The organism is Streptomyces sp. SL06 (genome assembly GCF_058244745.1).
This window is the reverse complement of record NZ_JBSYOT010000002.1, coordinates 5895342-5913633: the sequence shown is the minus strand read 5'-3', so window position 1 is coordinate 5913633 and position 18292 is coordinate 5895342. Positions and strand designations below refer to the sequence as shown.

Sequence of the window (18292 nt, the reverse complement as noted above, 5' to 3'; positions counted from 1 at the left end):
CTCAGCGCGGGGCGGCGGCCGGCCGCGCGTAGTGGTCGGTGGCCACCCGCGCCATCGCTCCCGACCGGTCCTGGGCCACGTCCTTCGCGGAGAAGAAGACGTGTCCGCGCACCTCGGGGTGGTCCCGGGCCAGCGCGAGGTGGCGGGAGAGTTCGCCCCGGTCCTGCCAGGCGGCGGGCTGCGCCGGGTCCCCGGACTTGTACAGCGCCTCCCCCACGTACAGCTGCGTCCGGCTGCCGCGCGCCACCTCGGCCCACCAGGGGAGCAGCTTCGCGTAGTCGGCCTCGTCCAGGCCGATGTTCCAGTAGAGCTGCGGCACGATGTAGTCGAGCCAGCCCTCGCGCACCCACTTGCGGGTGTCCGCGTGCAGGTCGTCGTAGGTCTGCACGCCCGCCCGGGTGTCCGAGCCGAGCGCGTCGGTGGCCGCGTTGCGCCACACGCCGAAGGGGCTGACGCCGAAGCGGGCGGCCGGCCGGACCTTTTTGACGCGGGCCGCCGTCTCGCGCACCAGCCGGTCGATGTTGTCCCGCCGCCAGGCGGCCCGGGTGGCGAAGCCGCCGCCGTACGCGCGGTAGGTCCCGGCGTCGTCGAAGCTCCGGCCGGCCACCGGGTAGGGGTAGAAGTAGTCGTCGAAGTGGACGCCGTCCACGGCGTACTTCTTGACCGCGTCCATCATCGCGTCCTGCACGAAGGCCCTGACCTCGGGAAGCCCGGGGTTGTAGTAGAGCTTTCCGGCGTACGGCACCACCCACCCGGGGTGCTTGCGCGCGGGGTGGGAGGGCACCAGGTGGCTCGGGTCGTCGTGCACGGCGACGCGGTACGGGTTGAACCAGGCGTGCAGTTCCAGGCCGCGGGCGTGTGCCTCCTTCACGGCCGTGCCCAGCGGGTCCCAGCCCGGGTCCCGGCCCTGGCTGCCGGACAGGTACTGCGACCACGGTTCGTACGCCGAGGGCCACAGCGCGTCGGCCGTCGGGCGGACCTGGAGGAACACCGTGTTGAGGTGGTGCCGTACCGCCGTGTCGAGGTACCCGATCAGCTCGGCGCGCTGCTCGAAGGCGCGCAGCCCCGCGCGGCTGGGCCAGTCGCGGCCCGCCACCGTGGCCAGCCACATGCCCCGCATCCCGGTGTCGGCGCGGTGCGCGGGCGCGTCCGACGGGACCGGTGCCGCCGACGCGCGGGGGATCGTCGTCAACGCCGACAACGCCGCCACCGCGAAGGCACGGCGCGAGACACCACCCATGGGAAGACCTCCTGAACGCTGCGGATCCGCTCGGTCACGGATCGTGTACGGCCCTTCAGGATGCCCGACCCGGGGGACGGATCCGTGGCCATTCGGGGGTAACGTGCTCGATCGGAGCAGGCACCGGGGACCCCGGCCCGCCTGCTGCCACAGCCGTGGATCAGCGAAGGGGACGATGTGACCGGAATCTCGGGAGATATCGCACGCGTCGGCGTGGTGGGCTGCGGTCAGATGGGGGCGGGCATCGCCGAGGTGTGCGCCCGCTCCGGTCTGGAGGTGATGGTCGCCGAGACCACCGGCGAGGCTCTGGAGATCGGCCGCACCCGCTTGTACAACTCGCTCGCCAAGGCCGCCGAACGCGGCAAGATCACCGAGGAGGAGCGGGACGCGACACAGGCGCGGCTGCGCTTCACCACCGACCTCGGCGAGTTCGCCGACCGTGATCTGGTGATCGAGGCCGTCGTCGAGAACGAACAGGTCAAGACCGAGATCTTCCAGGTGCTCGACCAGGTGGTGACCCGCCCGGACGCGATCCTGGCCTCCAACACCTCCTCGATCCCGCTGGTGAAGCTGGCGGTCGCCACCTCGCGGCCCGACCACGTCATCGGCATCCACTTCTTCAACCCGGCCCCGGTGCAGAAGCTGGTCGAGCTGATCCCGGCGCTCACCACCTCCGAGGGCACGCTCAGCCGGGCGCAGGTGTTCACCGAGAAGGTGCTCGGCAAGCACGCCATCCGCGCCCAGGACCGCTCCGGCTTCGTGGTGAACGCGCTGCTGATCCCGTACCTGCTCTCCGCGATCCGGATGTTCGAGTCGGGCATCGCCAGCCGCGAGGACATCGACAACGGCATGGAGCTGGGCTGCGCCCACCCGATGGGCCCGCTGAAGCTGGCCGATCTGATCGGCCTGGACACGGTCGCCTCGGTGGCGTATTCGATGTACGAGGAGTACAAGGAGCCGCTGTACGCCGCTCCCCCGCTGCTCCAGCGCATGGTCGACGCGGGCCGGCTGGGCCGCAAGAGCGGCTCGGGGTTCTACACCTACGGCTGATCACACAGAGCGACGGCTACGGGCCCGGCACCTGATGAGGTGCCGGGCCCGCGGCGTTCACACGGAGTGTGCGCATCGGGCCCGCATATGCCCCGCGCACACTCTCCCGGGCGCCCACCTGGCGGAGTTGACTAGCCATGCACATGCAAGGGATGTGAGACGACTACGGAAAGGAGCGGTTCGTGACCGCCGATCCCGAGCATTCCGTCGCCCAGGGAGAACTCGCGGAGTTACGACGCCGACTGGACGTGGCCTACGCCCGCGTCGAGGGCGGACTGGCCCTGCTCTCCCACCGCACCGAGGAGACCGCCAAGGAACTGGCGGAACTGAGCACACGGCTGACCGCCCTGGAACACGCCCGCTGGCCGCTTCCCTCCATCGCGGTCGTCGCGGCCGTGGGCGCCCTGGCCGTGGCGGTCTGGCAGGCCTTCGGGCACTAGGCTCCGCCACCGAGGCCGGGCGGAGCGTCCTGCCCGAGCCGGAGGTGGTGGAGCAGCAGTAACGCGGCCGCCATGTTGGCGGCCGGGACCTCGCCCCGGGCGACCAGGTCGGGAACCAGCTTGAGAGGGACCCACTCCCGGCGGTCCGACTCGAAGTCGTCCACGGGGTGCCCGACATACGCCCCCTCGCCGGCCCAGTAGATGTGGTGCCGGGCGTCGGTGAGTCCGTTGGACGGCTCCACGCTCATGAGGTGGTGCAGCGGTCCCGGCCGCCAGCCGGTCTCCTCCTCCAGTTCCCGGGCCGCCGCCACCGCCACGTCCTCGCCGTCCTCGACGACGCCGGCCGCGAGTTCCCAGCCCCAGCTGTCGGTGATGAACCGGTGCCGCCACAGCAGGAGGACCTCGTTGGCCTCGTTCACGACCGTGGCCACGGCCACGGGGCGCATCCGTATGAGGAAGTGGTCCAGATGCCGGCCGTCCGGCAACTCCACATCGGCGAGATTGACGCTGAACCAGCGATTTGAGTACACGTTCTGTTCGTTCAGTTTCGTCCACTGCACGGTTCTGCCACCTTTCCTTGGGTAGGTGGCAATATCGCAGCAGGAACGCCCCGGCAGCAGGCGCACGACGCCCGCTCACGGCGCGGCGACGGGCGCGGCGACGGGCGCGGCGGGGACACCGCCCCGGACGCCAGGGCCTACAGCGGTACGCGCAGTGCCCCGTCGATGAGTTCGGCGGCCTCGGCCGTGCCCGCGTGGCCACTGCGCACCAGGTGCTCGCGGACCGCGCGGAGCCTGTCGCGCAGCCGCTGCGACTCCATCCCACGGGCCTGCTCGGCCATCTGCACGGCGCTGGCCGCCGCCTTGTCGGCGTTGCCCCGGCGCAGTTCGATCGTGCTGAGCATGGCCAGGCGGTGCACCCGGCCCCGGTCGTGCGCCGGGTTGTCGACGGCCGCCGCGGCGTGCTCCCCCGCCGCCGCGAGTTCACCCAGGCTGAGCAGGGCCTCGGCGACCTGCACATTGACCAGGCCGGGCTGGACATAGCCGGTCTCGTCGGGTTCGTGTCCGCGCCGGATGCGTTCGGCGGCCTGCTCGGCCCGCCGGATGCAGGACAGGGCGCTGGTCCCGTCGCCGAGGTGCGCGTACGCCTTCGCCTGCATCGCGTACAGGTCGGAGGCGAGCGCCGGGGTGATGTGCCGGCCGGCGGCGCGCAGGGCGGCCTCGGCGAAGGCGACGGCCTGCCGGTTCTCCCGCATGAACAGCGCCTGGTTGACCAGCAGAGCGATGACGTAGGCGCCGAGTCCCCGGTCCTCGCTGGCCTTCGCGAGCCTGAGCGCCTGGTGGAAGTAGCGCTGCGCGAGGCCGTGCGCGTCGGAGTCGTACGCGCAGATGCCGGCCACCGCGACCAGACCGCCGGTGGCCCGGTGCAGTTGGCGGCCGGTGGCGTCCGTGTAGCCGCCGCGCAGCAGCGGGGCGGCCTCGGAGTTGAGGAAGCCGACGATGCGGGCGCGGGTCGCCATGCCGCCGGTCTTGCGGTACATCTGCTCGTAGTGGGCGCGCGCGCTGCGCAGCATCTCCAGGTCGGCCGCGGTGACCCGGTGCCGGCCGCCGCGGGAGACGTCCACGTCCCCGGGCGGGTTCTCCCACTCCCACACCGGCATCACGGCGGGCGTGCCGGTGAGCGCGGGGGCGCCGAGGACGTGCGGGCGGCGCTGCTGGTCGGAGCGCCACAGGGCGGTGGCCCGCTCCACGAACCCGCAGAGCGAGCCGGTGTGCGCTGCGGCCGGCTCACCGGGCACGCCGAGGCCGATGTCGTCCAGGGTGACGGGGCGGTGCAGCCGGGTCGCGAGGACCTCGCAGATCAGGTCGGGCACCTGGCCGCGCGGGCGCTGCCCCTTCAACCACCGTGCGACGGCGGTGTGTTCGTATCTCAGTGCGAGTCCACGGGTCCGGCCCGCCTGGTTGACGTGCGCGGCCAGTCCCGCGTGCGAGATCCCGGCCTCGTCCAGGATCGCGTCGAGCAGGGTGTTGGGCTGCATGGGTGCCCCCGGTGGCTCGGTGCCGACAGCGTAGTGCGTCTGCCTTCGCACGGGGTGTGAACGGAGTACGTGCATCCGCACCGTGCGCGCACTGTCGCGGAGAGTTCCGGGCCGGTTGACTGAAATGCCTCGAAAGAGGCCGGCCGGGCCGCCGGCTCCCCCCTCGTACAGTGCGGCGGCCCGCGTTCACGCCGTCCGCCCGGCTGCCTGCCCGACGCTCCGCGGCAGGGCGGACGGCGCCGCCGGGTGCGCTGTGACTGGTCGCGCGGTTGCCCGCGCCCCCGAAAGGGGCGCGGGCAACCGCGCGAGCGACGCGCCCCCTGGGGCGGACCGCTAACCGCGCAGCACCGCTCCCACCCGGTCGCCCGCGAGGGCGACCGCGGCGTCGCGGGCGGCGGACGCCTCGTCGACCGTCAGCGTCCGGTCCCCCGCGCGAAAGCGCAGCGCGTACGCCAGCGACTTGCGCCCGTCGCCCAGTTGCTCCGCGTTGTCGTAGACGTCGAACAGCCGGATGGACTCCAGCAGTTCGCCCGCGCCCTCGCGCAGCGCCGCCTCGACCTCGCTCGCCGGGACGAACTCGTCGACCACCAGGGCGACATCCTGCGTGGCGACGGGAAACGTGGAGATGCCCGGCGCCTGGGGCGTGTCGTCGCCGGCCCGCTCCACCGCGTCGAGGTCCAGTTCCATCGCACAGGTGCGTGCGGGCAGACCGAGCGCCTTGAGCACCCGCGGGTGCAGCTCACCGGCGTGCCCGACGACCCGCTCGGTACCGTCGGTGGTGACCGCCAGCTCGGCGCAGCGCCCGGGGTGCCAGGGCCCGTACTGGCCCTTGCGGACGATCAGCCCGGCTCCGGCCTCCCGCGCGACGAGGCGGCCCGCCTCGACCGCGTCGGCCCAGTCGGCCGGACGGCCCCTGCCCCACCAGCCGGCCTGTTCCCGGGCGCCGGCCAGGACGACGGCGACGTGCCGCGGCTGGTCGGGCAGCGCGGCGTCCAGCGCGGCGAGGTCGTCCTCGCCGGGGCGCCGGTCGACGGGCAGGTTCACGGCGACCCGCCGCTCCTCGCGCGGGTGGAAGACCAGGCCGGTCTCGAAGAGGGCCAGGTCGTGCGAGCCCCGGCCGTCGTTGCGGCGCAGCGCGCCGAGCAGGCCCGGCAGCAGCGAGGTCCGCAGCGCGGGCTCCTCGTCGCTGAGCGGGTTGACCAGCTTGACGACACGGCGGACCGGGTCGTCGGCGTCGAAGCCGAGCCGGTCGAAGACCTGCTCGCTGACGAACGGGTAGTTCGGCGCCTCGACGTAACCGGCGCCTGCCAGTGCCCGGCCGACCCGGCGGTGCAGCCGCTGCCGGGGGGTCAGGCCGCGGCCCGCGGGCGGCCTGGGCAGGGTGGCGGGCAGGTTCTCGTAGCCCTCCAGGCGGATGACCTCTTCGGCCAGGTCGTTCGGGTCGGTGAGGTCGGGCCGCCAGGACGGCACGGTGACGATCAGCTCGTCCTGTCCGTACACGTCGCAGCCCACCTCCTGGAGGCGGCGTACGACGCTCTCGCGGCCGTAGACCACGCCCGCGACCTTGTCCGGGTGGTCGGCCGGGAGGCTGATGGTGTGCGGCGCGGACGGGGCGCTGATCTCGGTGACGCCGGCCTCGGCGGTGCCGCCCGCGAGCAGCACGAGCAGGTCGACGGTGCGCTGCGCGGCAGCGGCGGCGGCCTGCGGGTCGACGCCGCGCTCGAAGCGCCGGGACGCCTCGGAGGACAGCTTGTGCCGGCGGGCGGTGCGCGCGATGGACACCTGGTCGAAGTGCGCGGCCTCGATCACCACGTCACTCGTCGCGTTCTCGGCGTCGCCGTGGTCCGCGATCTCCGTGTTGGCGCCGCCCATGACACCGGCGAGACCGATCGGGCCGCGGTCGTCGGTGATGACCAGGTCCTCGGGGGACAGCGTGCGCTTCACCCCGTCGAGGGTGGTGAGCTTCTCGCCCGGCTCGGCCCGGCGCACGCCGATGGTGCCCCGGACCAGTGCGCGGTCGTAGGCGTGCAGCGGCTGGCCCAGCTCCATCATCACGTAGTTGGTGACGTTGACGGCGAGCGAGATCGGGCGCATGCCGACCTTCTGCAGCCTTCGCCGGAGCCAGATCGGGGAGCGTGCCTCGGCGCCGAGGCCGGTCACGGTGCGGGCGGTGAAGCGGTCGCAACCCGCGGGGTCGGCGATCTTCACCGGGTAGCCGTAGGCGTTGGGGCCGGGCACGTCGAGCAGCGCCGGGTCGCGCAGCGGCAGGCCGTAGGCGATGGCGGTCTCGCGGGCGACACCGCGGATGGACAGGCAGTCGCCGCGGTTGGCGGTGACGGCGATGTCCAGGACCTCGTCGACCAGCTCCAGCAGCTCGACGGCGTCCTTGCCGACCTCGGTCTCCGGCGGCAGCACGATGATGCCGTGGGTGCCGTCGTCGCCCATGCCCAGCTCGTCGCTGGAGCAGATCATGCCGTGGGACGTTTTGCCGTAGGTCTTGCGGGCGGAGATCGAGAAGCCGCCCGGCAGGGTGGCGCCGGGCAGGACCACGACGACCTTGTCGCCGACGGCGAAGTTCCGCGCGCCGCAGACGATCTCCTGCGGCTCACCGGTGCCGTTGGCCTGCCCCACGTTCACCGTGCAGAAGCGGATCGGCTTCTTGAAGCCCTCCAGCTCCTCGATGGTCAGCACCTGGCCGACGACGAGGGGCCCCTTGAGGTCGGCGCCCAGGTGCTCGACGGTCTCGACCTCGAGGCCGGCCGAAATCAGCTTGGCCTGCACGTCGCGGCCGGTCTCGGTGGCCGGCAGGTCGACGTACTCCCGCAGCCAGGAAAGCGGGACCCGCATCAGATCTCCATCCCGAACGGCCGGGTGAACCGGACGTCACCCTCGACCATGTCTCGCATGTCCTCGACGTTGTGGCGGAACATCAGCATCCGCTCGATGCCGAACCCGAAGGCGAAGCCGCTGTACTTCTCCGGGTCGACGCCGCAGGCGGTGAGCACCCGCGGGTTGACCATGCCGCAGCCGCCCAGCTCGATCCAGCCCTCGTTCGAGCAGGTGCGGCAGGGCCGGTCGGGGTTGCCGACGGACGCGCCCCTGCAGACGTAGCAGAGCATGTCCATCTCGGCGGACGGCTCGGTGAAGGGGAAGAAGTTCGGCCGCAGCCGGGTCTTCATCTCCGCGCCGAACAGCGACTGGACCATGTGGTCCAGGGTGCCCTTGAGGTCCGCCATGGTCAGGCCCTCGTCGATGGCGAGCAGCTCGACCTGGTGGAAGACGGGGGTGTGCGTGGCGTCCAGCTCGTCGGTGCGGTACACGCGGCCGGGGCAGATCACGTAGACCGGCAGCTCGCGGCCGAGCGCGGAGCGGATCTGCACGGGCGAGGTGTGGGTGCGCAGCACGACGCCGGACTCGGTGCCGCCGTCCGGCCCCGCGACGAAGAACGTGTCGGCCTCGCCGCGGGCCGGGTGGTCCGGGCCGATGTTGAGGGCGTCGAAGTTGAACCACTCGGCCTCCGCCTCGGGGCCCTCGGCGACCTCGTAGCCCATGGCCACGAAGACGTCCTCGATGCGCTCCGAGAGCGTGGTGAGCGGATGGCGGGCGCCGGCCGGTACCCGGTCGTAGGGCAGCGTGACGTCCACGGCCTCCTCGACCAGGACGCGGGCGTCCCGCTCGGCCTCCAGCTGCTCCTGGCGGGCGGCCAGCGCCTTGTTCACGGCGCCCCGGGCCATGCCGACGCGCTTGCCGGCCTCGGCCTTGGCCTGCGGGGGCAGGGCGCCGATCTCGCGGTTGGCCAGCGCCAGCGGGGAGGCACCGCCGGTGTGGGCGACCTTGGCCTCCTGGAGGGCGTCGAGGGAGTCCGCGGCGGCGAAGGCGGCGAGCGCCTCGTCCCGCATGCGCTCGATCTCTTCCGGTTTCAACGCCTCGACCTCGACAGGGTCGTACGACTTATTCGGTGCCGACATCTCTTCCCGTGCTTCCGATTGGCTGGCTGATGGTCCCCGTCACCGGCTCGTGGACGAAGCCTCTGCGGACGAGGCGTCCGCGTGCGGGCGTCTTCGTCTGCGGGACACAAAGGTGCCAAAGGCCGAGTCTAACGGGGTGGAGGAAGGCGAATGCGCCCGTGGGGTCGTCGGCCGTCTCAGCTGAGGTACGCCGGTGCCGCCACGGGCAGCGTAAATCGGAACTCGGCGCCGCCGCCGGGGGCGCGGCCGACGGTGATGGTGCCGCCGTGGGCCTCGACGATGCCCTTGACGATGTAGAGCCCGAGGCCGGTGCCGCCGCGCTTGCTGCCCCGCCAGAAGCGGGTGAAGACGCGGTTCATGGACTCCTCCGGGATGCCGGCCCCTTCGTCGCTCACCGTGACCGACGTGCCGGCCTCCTCCCCTTCCCGGGGGGACGCCGTGGGCGTGATGTCGATGGTGACGGTTCCCTCGCCGTGTCGCACGGCATTTTCCAGCAGGTTGCTCAGTACCTGGTCGATCTTGTCGGGGTCGGCCCACAGATCGGGCAGCGGCTGGGCGAGGCGGAGCAGGAAGCGGTCGGCCTCCAGGCCCGCGGCGACGTACGCCTGGATGTGCCGGCCGACGGCGGCGCCGATGTCGACGGGCTGGCGGCGGACCTCGAGGCGGCCCGAGTCGATCCGCGAGATGTCGAGGAGTTCGGCGATGAGCCGGGTGACCCGGTCGGCGTCGGCGTCGACGGTCTCCAGCATCAGCCGCTTCTGGTCGTCGGTGAACCTCTCCCACTTGGCCAGCAGCGTGGCCGTGAAGCCCTTGACGGAGGTGAGCGGTGAGCGCAGTTCGTGGGCGACGGTGGCGATCAGCTCGGCGTGGCTGCGCTCGGTGCGGCGGCGGGCCTCGGTGTCGCGCAGGCCGACGACGACGCGGTGGACGGGGCCGGTGGGCTCGGTGCGGACGTAGCGGGCGGAGACGAGGACCTCCCTGCCGCCGGGCAGGAGGAGGTTGCGCTCGGGCTGGCGGACCCGGATGGCGAGTCCGCCGTAGGGGTCGGTCAGCTGCCACCAGCGCCGGCCCTCGATGTCCTCCAGCGGGAGCGCCTGCTCCAGGCGCCGTCCGAGGGCAGCGGCGGCGGGGACGGCGGTGATCCGGGCGGCGGCCGCGTTGAAGCAGACGACGCGGCCGTGCTCGTCCGCGACGACCAGGCCGTCGGGCAGGTCGTCGGGGTCGACGCCGAGGTCGGAGAGATCGCCGGGCGGGCGGGGCGCGGGCGGTCGCGGCGCCTCCCGTGCTCCCGGTGCGCTGCTCGTGCCGACGCTCATCCCCGTACCCCACCTCTCAGCCGCGCGGGGGCCTTGAGCCGGTCACCCTACTAGGCCTTGGTGACGGAGCGGCACCCTCCGGCGGCGCGCTGTGCACGCGCCGACGCGTAGAGACATACGGCGGCGGCGGTCGCGAGGTTCAGACTCTCGGCCTTCCCGTGGATCGGAACCCGCAGCACGGCGTCGGCGAGCGCCCTGGTCTCCTCCGGCAGGCCCCAGGCCTCGTTGCCGAACACCCAGGCAGTGGGCCCGCCCATGGTGCCCGCGTCCAGTTCGGCGTCGAGGTCGTGCTCGCCCGCTCCGTCGGCGGCCAGCACGCGGACGCCGGCCTCCCGCAGCCCGGTGACGGCCCGTTCGACGGGGACGCCGACGGCGACCGGCAGATGGAAGAGGGAACCGACGGAGGCGCGTACGGCCTTGGGGTTGTACAGGTCGACGGAGGCGTCGGTGAGGACGACGGCCTCGGCGCCCGCGGCGTCGGCGCAGCGCAGTACGGTGCCGGCGTTGCCGGGGTCGCGGACGTGGGCGAGGACGGCGACGAGTTTGGGGCGGGCGGCGAGGATCTCGTCGAAGGGGGTGTCCAGGAACCGGCACACCCCGACCAGGCCCTGCGGGGTGACGGTGGTGGAGATGTCCTCGATCACCTGCTCGGCGGCGAGGTGGACCCGGGCGCCGGCCTCCCGGGCGGCGCCGACGATGTCGGCGTACCGCTCGGCGGCCTCGACGGTGACGAACAGCTCGACCAGCAGGTCCGCGCCCACCGCGGCCTCCCGCACCGCCTGCGGCCCCTCGGCCAGGAACAACCGCTCCTTCCCCCGGAAGTTCCGCTTCCCCAGCCGCCGCGCGGCGGCGACCCGGGAGGACCGGGGGGAGATCAGCTCGGGGCTGACGGGACGCACTCTTACTCACCTTCGCTCTTGGATCGACGCCGACCGCGACACGCCCCGAAGGGGCGCGGGGAACTGCGCGACAAGCCACGACGCACCCGCAGCCGAAGAACCGAGGTCCAGGCGGCAACAACAGGACCCGCAGGCATCAAAACCTGCGGGTCCGGTCACGTCGGCTCAGGGCCGGCGCGGCGTCACGCGGCCTTCGGCGCGTTCACGTCACTCGGCAGCGCCTTCTGGGCGACCTCGACGAGCGCGGCGAACGCGTTCGGGTCGTTGACGGCCAGCTCGGCGAGGATCTTGCGGTCGACCTCGACGCTGGCGGCCTTCAGACCCTGGATGAAGCGGTTGTACGTGATGCCGTTGGCGCGGGCGGCGGCGTTGATGCGCTGGATCCACAGCTGGCGGAAGTCACCCTTGCGCTTCTTGCGGTCGTTGTAGTTGTAGACCAGCGAGTGGGTGACCTGCTCCTTGGCCTTGCGGTACAGGCGCGAACGCTGACCGCGGTAGCCGGAGGCCTGCTCGAGGATCGCCCGGCGCTTCTTGTGGGCGTTGACTGCCCGCTTGACGCGTGCCACTTGTTGACTCCTTGTAGCGGGGCCGCGGTGGTCCTCACGCGGCCCGGTATCGAATGGGTCCCGGTCCTGTCGTACGGCGCTCAGTGGCGCCCGTACGTCACTTGCCGAGAAGCTTCTTGATCTTCTTGGCGTCGCCCGGGGCCATCTCGGCGTTGCCGGTGAGGCGGCGCGTCAGGCGCGACGACTTGTGCTCGAGCAGGTGGCGCTTGCCGGCGCGCTCACGGAGCACCTTGCCGGAACCGGTGACCTTGAAGCGCTTGCTGGCACCGCTGTGCGACTTGTTCTTCGGCATGGCGCCGTTCTCTCCTCGTCGATGGCGCTCCGGTGCCCGGTCGTGAGAACCGGGCACGGTGGAGCGTCGCTTGTATCGGTTACGTCCTGGGGACTGGCGTCCCCCGCAGTCACGCCTCGGCGGAAGCCTCGGCCGGAGCTTCGGCCGAGGCCTCGGCGTTCACGGCGTCGTCGTCCGCGGCGTTCTGCGAGCGGCCCGGGTTGGCCTTCGCTTCGGCCTTGCGGGCTTCCTGCGCCTGGCGAGCCTCGGCCATCGCCTCGGTCTTCTTCTTGTGCGGACCGAGGACCATGATCATGTTTCGGCCGTCCTGCTTCGGGTTCGACTCCACGAACCCGAGGTCGGCGACATCCTCCGCGAGACGCTGGAGCAGTCGGTAGCCCAGCTCGGGGCGGGACTGCTCGCGGCCACGGAACATGATCGTGATCTTGACCTTGTCGCCCTGCTTGAGGAACCGGACGACGTGACCCTTCTTGGTGTCATAGTCGTGCGGGTCGATCTTCGGCCGGAGCTTCATCTCCTTGATGACCGTGTGCGCCTGGTTCTTGCGCGCCTCACGGGCCTTCATGGCCGACTCGTACTTGAACTTCCCGTAGTCCATGAGCTTGCACACGGGCGGACGGGCGTTCGCCGCGACCTCGACGAGGTCGAGGTCGTACTCCTGCGCAAGCTCCAGGGCCTTGGCAAGCGGGACAATCCCGACCTGCTCGCCACTGGGACCGACAAGTCGCACCTCGGGAACGCGAATCCGGTCGTTGATGCGGGGCTCGGCGCTGATGGATCCTCCTCGGTAGCACCACGCGACGGTCTGGCGGACAGCCGCGTAACATCTGGGTTCGACGGACCTAACCGCACCGGGACAAGAAAAATGCCCCGGCCGATCACAGGCGGGGCTCCTCGAACTGCTACCGGAGCACCGCCGCGACAGTCGCGGGGCGCGATTTCGGGCTGGTCACCGCCGCTGGGACGGGACCGCCTGACCGGTGACCCGCCGCCCGGAGGACGGCCAGGTGGGAGTTCGAAGCCTCCACTTGTGGGCCGGATCCGCTGCCATGAGGCGTGCGTGTCCGACCGGTCGTAACACAAGGTTAGCAGCTCGGCGGGGGAAGGGCTAACCGAGACCGGGTGGGGCCGTGCCGCCCGGTGCCCCTATCGTGTGCGGCATGAGTGAGACCCCTCCTGAGACGCCCGACTTCGACGCCATGGCCCGCGACATCGCCGAGGTTCCCGCGGTCGAGGTGATCGTGACGGTCGCCGTCAATCTGATGAGCGCCGCCGCCGTGAAGCTGGGCCTGACCGAGGAGGGCGAGGAGCACAAGGACCTGGACGAGGCCCGCAAGCTGGTGCACGCGCTGGCCGGTCTGCTGGACGCGACCGCGACCGAGATCAGCTCGTTCCACGCGGCGCCGCTGCGGGACGGTCTGAAGTCGCTCCAGCTGGCCTTCCGCGAGGCCTCCCTGGTCCCGGACGAGCCGGGCCGGGGTCCGGGCGAGAAGTACACCGGCGCGATCTACGGCTGAGCCGCCGCCGCGACGTACAGGGGCTCGCCCGACGGCGCCGCCCCGGCCGGCAGCAGTGCCAGGTCGAGGCCGCGCACCAGGCGGGCCCTCAGTGTCTCGTCGGCGGCAAGGCGCTCGGCGACGGCGCGGGCGGCCTCCCCCGGCCGTGCCCCGGGGTCCAGGACCAGCGCCAGGGTGCCGTCGGCCTGCCCGGGGCCCAGATGGGCGCGGAGCACGGCGGGCTCGGCGGCCAGCGCGGCACGTACCGCCCCGGTGACGGCCGGGTCGGCGAGCGGGTCGGTCGTCGTACGGCCCTCGGCCAGCGCCAGCAGCACCGGCCCGGTCAGCTCGAACGGCACCGGTCCCGCCATGTCCAGTACGACCGTGTCCGCCTTCTCGTGCGCGGCGGCCCGCAACGCCTGGTGCACGGGTACGGCGACGGGGCGGGCTCCCGGATCCCAGCGGGCGAGCGAGTCCGTGGACGTGAAGGCGGGCAGCGCGGTGCGGTCGCCGGCCTTCAGCGTGGGTACGGCCATGTCGCTGGTCTTCTCACGGCGCAGCCCGTTGTCGTCCTCCGTCACCTCGCCGAGGACGGCCACGACGGGGACGAGCAGCCGGGCGCCGCTGAGCGCCTCCAGTACGGGTGCCAGGGCGGTGCGGTCCTCGGCCCAGGCGGCGAGCGCGGCGCTCAGCCGGGGATCGGCGGAGCCGTCGTCGTCGGAGAAGGGGGAGTCGGGGATGTTCTTGTTCGCCACGGTCGACGAGCCTATCGGGGGGCGGCCGGCGGTCCTCACCGGCCTCTCACGGAGATCTGACCCAGATTTAACGTCCGCCCAATGGATCGCACAGCCGCCGCCTGAATCATCGCGGGCATGGATCCCTCCAGAACCCGGCGAGCCCGCCGAGCGCGAAGGGCGCGGGGAGCCCACGGGGCCGGGCGGCACCGGCGCGCACCGGTGAGTGTCGCGCTGGTCGCGTTCGTCGTCGTGGCCGGTACGGCCACCGGTGGCGCGTACTGGCAGGTGCACGCGCGGCCCGGCGCCGTATCCGTATCGTCGTCGGCCTCGGCAACCGCGGGCGGGGAGGCATCGGTGAAGACCGTCGAGCCGGCCGTGGACCGGGACGCGCTGCTGGCCGAGGCCATGGCCTCGGTGACCGTGCCGGAGGGTGCCGAGGTGTCGGCGGCGGTGCTCGACCCGGACTCCGGCGACAGCGCGTCGTACGGCTCCGGCGCCTTCGACACGGCGAGCATCGTCAAGGTCGACATCCTGGCGGCGCTGCTGCTCCAGACGCAGGACGCGGGGCGTTCGCCGACCGCCGAGGAGAAGGCGTACGCCGTCGCCATGATCGAGGACAGTGACAACGACTCGGCGTCGGCGCTGTGGCGGGCGATCGGCACGGCGGACGGGCTCGACGCCGCCAACGAGCGCCTCGGGCTCACCCGGACCAAGGGCGGCGACGGGGCGCTGTGGGGGCTGACGCAGACCACGGCCGCCGACCAGATCGCGCTGCTGCGGCAGGTGTTCGTGGCGGACGGCTCCGCGCTGAGCGAGGCCTCGCGGGCGTATGTGAGCGGGCTGATGGGGCGGATAGCCGACGGTCAGCGGTGGGGTGTGTCGGCGGCGGCCGACGGCGCGGACGGCTCGGCGTGGGCGCTGAAGAACGGCTGGCTGCGGCGCAGTACCAGCGGGCTGTGGGTGGTCAACAGCATCGGGCGGGTCACGTCGGACGGCCACGACTACCTGGTGGCGGTGGTGTCGCGGGGCAGCGCGACCGAGGCGGAGGGGATCACGCTGACCGAGGCGGCGGCGCGGGCGGCGGTGTCCGTGTTCGCCGACGGGGCCGGGGCCGGGCAGGGTCAGAAGTCGTCGTAGCGTTCGCGCCGGCCCCGCCACAGGACCACGGCGGCGACCACCAGGACGCCGCCCGCGCCGCCGGCCAGCGGGGCCGCCCAGGCGGAGGTGCCGCCGTCGGAGTCGGGGTCACGCGGGCCCGAGCCGAAGTACTCGTCGCCGTACGCCGCCGCCTTCAGGCCCTGCGGCTTCAGCCGCCCGGCGGCCTCGATGGCGGCGGCGGGGTCGACGAAGCCGAAGCCGCGGGAGTCGTCGCGGCCCCCGGTGGGGGCGTTGCGGGCGGTGTCCTCCAGCAGGGACTTGACCTGGGCCGGGGTGAGGCCGGGGTGGGCCGCCTTCACCAGGGCGGCGGCACCGGAGACGAAGGCGGAGGCGGCGCTGGTGCCCCAGCCCTCGTAGTAGCGGTGGTCGGGGTCGGCGATGATCACGTCGACGCCGGGTGCGCTGACCGTGGCGTACCAGCGGCGGGTGGAGAACGAGGCGCGGGTGCCGTAGCGGTCGACGGCGGTCGCGGCGATGACGCCCGGGTAGGCGGCCGGGTAGGAGACGTGGTCGCCCTTCTCGCCGCCGTTGCCGGCCGAGGCGACGACGATCACGCCCTTCTTCAGGGCGTACTGGATGGCCTCGTCCTCGGCGGGCTCCGGGTGGGCGGAGGCGGAGTCGTCGCCGAGGGAGAGGTTGATGATGTCCGCGCCGTGGTCGGCGGCCCAGCGGATGCCCTCGGCGAGGGCGTTGCCGCGGGTCTTGCGGGCCTTGGCGCGGGCGGGGTCGCCGTCCTCCAGGATCACGCGCAGGGGAAGGATCTTCGACTCCGGGGCGATGCCCATGACGCCGTCGGAGTTGCCGTCGCCGTGGCCGTGCCCGGCGATGATCCCGGCCATGGCGGTGCCGTGCCGGGCCCAGGCGCGGTCGCCCTCGCTCGCGCCGAAGCCGACCAGGTCCTTGCCGGTGAGGACGTTGCCGGTCAGGTCGGGGTGGTCGGCCTCGACGCCGGTGTCCAGGACGGCGACGGTGACGCCCGCGCCCTTGGTGGTGCGCCAGGCGTCCTCGGTGTGCATGGCGTCCAGGGCCCACTGCTGGGCGCGGATGCCGTCGGCGTGGGCGGCGGGCGCGGGGACGAGGACGAGGGCGGCGGCGAGGAACAGGCTCAGCGCGCGGCCCGTCCGGCGGATCCCGGGGGCGCTCACGACGGGCGCTCCGTGGCCGGGCCGACGTTCTTGCGCAGGGCACGTTCGACGCGGTCGGCGAGGCCCTGCGCCTCGTGGCCGAGGCCGGCCTGGGCGGGGGCCGACGTGGCGCCGGACTCGGTGGCCTCCTGGGCGGGCTCGGGTTCGTCGACGGTGCGGCCGTCGGACCAGCCGGAGACCGCGTAGACGACGACGGGGGCGTCGGTGAGGACGGAGACGGTCCACGAGGCCCGCTGCGGCGCGCCGAAGCCGGCGGCGACGGTGTCCTTGGCGGCGTACGGCAGCGGCATGAGGTCGTCGCGGCGGGCCAGGCCCTCCTTCTCGAACCGGGTCGCCAGCGAGGTCATGGCGGCGGCGTCGGCCTTGGTGAAGAGCAGGCCGACGGTGGTGACGTGGCTCTGGGTGGCGTCGGTGTAGGTGGCGCGCAGCAGGCGCCGGCAGCCGAGGGGGTCGAGCACCTGGGCCAGCAGCCGGTCGAGGGCGCCCGCGCAGTCGCCGTCCGGGGCGACTGCGACGCGGGTCCAGACGCGGTCGGCGCCGCCGGGGCCCGCGCCCTGCCCCTGCACGGTGGGCGGGAACAGCTGGTCGACCGGCACGCTGTGCCACAGGTCCCCGGCCTCGCTGAACGCGCTGCGCGTGCCGCTGTCCGCGGAGTCTCCGGCGAGCCAACTGCCGGTGACGGCACCGGTGATGAGTCCCGTCCCGAGCACGAGACAGGCGGCCGCGGCGACGGCCTGGGACCGCAGCCGCCCGCCGAGCGGCCGTGGCCGGGCGCGCTCGTCGTAGCCCTCCGGCTCCCCGAACGACACCCGGGGCCGCCCGTCGCCGGGGGGCGTCGGTGCGCTCCAGGAGAACGTGGGGTCGGGCCCGGTGGCGGAGACACCCACGGACTCGTCCGCCGGCCCGGGTCTCCACTCGGACTTCCGCTCCGGCTGTGCCGGGACCGGCCGCAGACGCCTGGTCGTCTCGGACGGACTCTCCACGGGGGCACCGCCCCGCTGGAACAGCGCCTGCGGCTCACCGCCGCCTCCCGCCGCCTCACCCGTACGGCGTGCCCCGGCCGTCTCCGCCCGACCGACGACCGGCGGGACATCGGGGAATCGGGTGGAGGCACGCGGGGGCTGATCGTCGGGGAACCGACCGGGCCCACGCGAGGGCGGACCATCGGGCAGCCGGCTGGAGGCCCGCGGGGGCGGGGCGTCGGAGAGAGAGGAGGAGGCACGCGGGGCCGGATCGTCGGGGAGACGACTGGAGGCCCGCGGGGGCGGGTCGTCCGGGAATGCGGCAGAGCCGCGCGGGGACGGGCCGTCGGGAAGACGACTGGACGCCCGCGGCGGCGGCTCGGCCGAGAAAGAAGCAGAGCCGCGCGAGGGCAACTCACCGGAGAAAGAAGCAGAGCCGCGCGAGGGCAACTCACCGGAGAAAGAAGCGGAGCCGCGCGGGGACGCGCCGTCGGGGAGACGACTGGACGCCCGCGGCGGCGGGTCGTCCGGGAAAGAAGCGGAGGCACGCGGGGACGGGTCGTCCGGGAAAGAGGCAGAGGCAGGCCGCGGCGGATCGTCGGAGGACCCGCCGGGCGTACGGGGCGGCGGGGCGTCCGGGAACGGGACGGCGGTACTCGGGGGCGAGGGCGTGGGGTCGGTGCCGAGGGAGCGGCCGAGTCGGAAGCGCGGGTAGGTGGGCCGGGTGTTCCCGGAGGCGCCGTCTCCCGGCGCCGTCCGGTCGTCCGACGGGCCCTCGGGCCGCGCGGAGCCGGGCCGGTACGCGCGCCCGCCGCCCGTCTCCGGCCGTCGGTACGCGGCGTCGTCGCTTCCCCGGGCCGAGGTGTCCGCGCTGTTCCGGTACGGAGCCCGCGCCGGCCGTCCGGCGTCGGCGGCCGGCGTATTCGACGAGCGCCGGCCGTCCTCGCCCGCGCCGCCCGCGGCGGGCCCCTGGGCGGGACGCGGC

General features: G+C 73.2%; 17 protein-coding genes. 4 read left to right on the top strand and 13 right to left on the bottom strand.

Annotation, left to right across the window (positions count from 1 at the left end; all coding sequences use genetic code 11):
- Position 1: 1 nt before the first annotated feature.
- A complete protein-coding gene (locus AC4IHM_RS27115; RefSeq protein WP_490869602.1) occupies positions 2-1240 on the bottom strand; it encodes a glycoside hydrolase family 10-like protein in 1239 nt (412 codons plus the stop codon).
- A gap of 177 nt (positions 1241-1417) precedes the next feature.
- Here AC4IHM_RS27115 and AC4IHM_RS27110 point away from each other — a divergent pair, with 177 nt between their 5' ends.
- Both AC4IHM_RS27110 and AC4IHM_RS27105 read left to right on the top strand, forming a co-directional pair.
- Positions 1418-2290, top strand: a complete 873-nt coding sequence (locus AC4IHM_RS27110; protein WP_490869601.1) for a 3-hydroxybutyryl-CoA dehydrogenase — start codon at positions 1418-1420, stop codon at positions 2288-2290.
- A 182-nt stretch (positions 2291-2472) separates the two neighbouring features.
- On the top strand, positions 2473-2730 hold the full coding sequence (locus AC4IHM_RS27105; protein ID WP_490869600.1) for a hypothetical protein: 258 nt from the start codon (positions 2473-2475) through the stop codon (positions 2728-2730).
- Here the strand turns inward: AC4IHM_RS27105 and AC4IHM_RS27100 are convergent.
- The 9 genes from AC4IHM_RS27100 to infC all read right to left on the bottom strand — a co-directional run bounded on the left by AC4IHM_RS27100 (position 2727) and on the right by infC (position 12584).
- Positions 2727-3290: an NUDIX hydrolase gene (locus tag AC4IHM_RS27100; RefSeq protein WP_490869599.1), complete on the bottom strand. Its 564-nt coding sequence runs from the start codon at positions 3288-3290 to the stop codon at positions 2727-2729. The genes AC4IHM_RS27105 and AC4IHM_RS27100 overlap by 4 nt on opposite strands.
- Positions 3291-3427: 137 nt before the next feature.
- Positions 3428-4768, bottom strand: coding sequence for an NsdA family TPR-like regulatory protein (locus AC4IHM_RS27095; protein WP_490869598.1), 1341 nt, complete (start codon positions 4766-4768; stop codon positions 3428-3430).
- A gap of 333 nt (positions 4769-5101) precedes the next feature.
- Positions 5102-7615 (bottom strand): phenylalanine--tRNA ligase subunit beta, encoded by a 2514-nt coding sequence (pheT, locus tag AC4IHM_RS27090; protein ID WP_490869597.1) that lies wholly within the window; start codon positions 7613-7615, stop codon positions 5102-5104.
- Positions 7615-8736, bottom strand: coding sequence for a phenylalanine--tRNA ligase subunit alpha (pheS, locus tag AC4IHM_RS27085; RefSeq protein WP_490869596.1), 1122 nt, complete (start codon positions 8734-8736; stop codon positions 7615-7617). Before pheS ends, pheT begins: the two co-directional genes overlap by 1 nt.
- 176 nt (positions 8737-8912) lie before the next feature.
- Complete coding sequence (locus AC4IHM_RS27080; RefSeq protein WP_490869595.1) at positions 8913-10052, bottom strand: sensor histidine kinase; 1140 nt, start codon at positions 10050-10052, stop codon at positions 8913-8915.
- A 50-nt stretch (positions 10053-10102) separates the two neighbouring features.
- Positions 10103-10951, bottom strand: a complete 849-nt coding sequence (locus AC4IHM_RS27075) for a TrmH family RNA methyltransferase (RefSeq protein ID WP_490869594.1) — start codon at positions 10949-10951, stop codon at positions 10103-10105.
- A 182-nt stretch (positions 10952-11133) separates the two neighbouring features.
- Positions 11134-11517, bottom strand: a complete 384-nt coding sequence (gene rplT, locus AC4IHM_RS27070) for a 50S ribosomal protein L20 (protein WP_490869593.1) — start codon at positions 11515-11517, stop codon at positions 11134-11136.
- Between the two features lie 97 nt (positions 11518-11614).
- On the bottom strand, positions 11615-11809 hold the full coding sequence (rpmI, locus tag AC4IHM_RS27065) for a 50S ribosomal protein L35 (protein ID WP_007829094.1): 195 nt from the start codon (positions 11807-11809) through the stop codon (positions 11615-11617).
- Positions 11810-11918: 109 nt separating this feature from the next.
- Entirely contained in the window at positions 11919-12584 is a 666-nt protein-coding gene (gene infC, locus AC4IHM_RS27060; protein ID WP_490870951.1) for a translation initiation factor IF-3, read from the bottom strand.
- A 385-nt stretch (positions 12585-12969) separates the two neighbouring features.
- On the opposite strand from infC, the gene AC4IHM_RS27055 reads away from it, so the two are divergent.
- The gene (locus tag AC4IHM_RS27055; protein WP_490869592.1) at positions 12970-13326 is read left to right on the top strand and encodes a DUF1844 domain-containing protein; all 357 of its coding nucleotides are present in this window, start codon (positions 12970-12972) and stop codon (positions 13324-13326) included.
- Here the strand turns inward: AC4IHM_RS27055 and AC4IHM_RS27050 are convergent.
- On the bottom strand, positions 13317-14060 hold the full coding sequence (locus AC4IHM_RS27050; protein ID WP_490869591.1) for an SseB family protein: 744 nt from the start codon (positions 14058-14060) through the stop codon (positions 13317-13319). The genes AC4IHM_RS27055 and AC4IHM_RS27050 overlap by 10 nt on opposite strands.
- Positions 14061-14177: 117 nt before the next feature.
- Between AC4IHM_RS27050 and AC4IHM_RS27045 the strand changes: the two genes are divergently transcribed.
- Positions 14178-15179, top strand: coding sequence for a serine hydrolase (locus AC4IHM_RS27045; protein ID WP_490869590.1), 1002 nt, complete (start codon positions 14178-14180; stop codon positions 15177-15179).
- Here the strand turns inward: AC4IHM_RS27045 and mycP are convergent.
- On the bottom strand, positions 15164-16345 hold the full coding sequence (mycP, locus tag AC4IHM_RS27040) for a type VII secretion-associated serine protease mycosin (RefSeq protein ID WP_490869589.1): 1182 nt from the start codon (positions 16343-16345) through the stop codon (positions 15164-15166). The genes AC4IHM_RS27045 and mycP overlap by 16 nt on opposite strands.
- Entirely contained in the window at positions 16342-17154 is an 813-nt protein-coding gene (locus AC4IHM_RS27035; RefSeq protein ID WP_490870950.1) for a hypothetical protein, read from the bottom strand. The genes mycP and AC4IHM_RS27035 overlap by 4 nt, the downstream gene beginning before the upstream one ends.
- Between the last annotated feature and the right edge of the window lie 1138 nt (positions 17155-18292).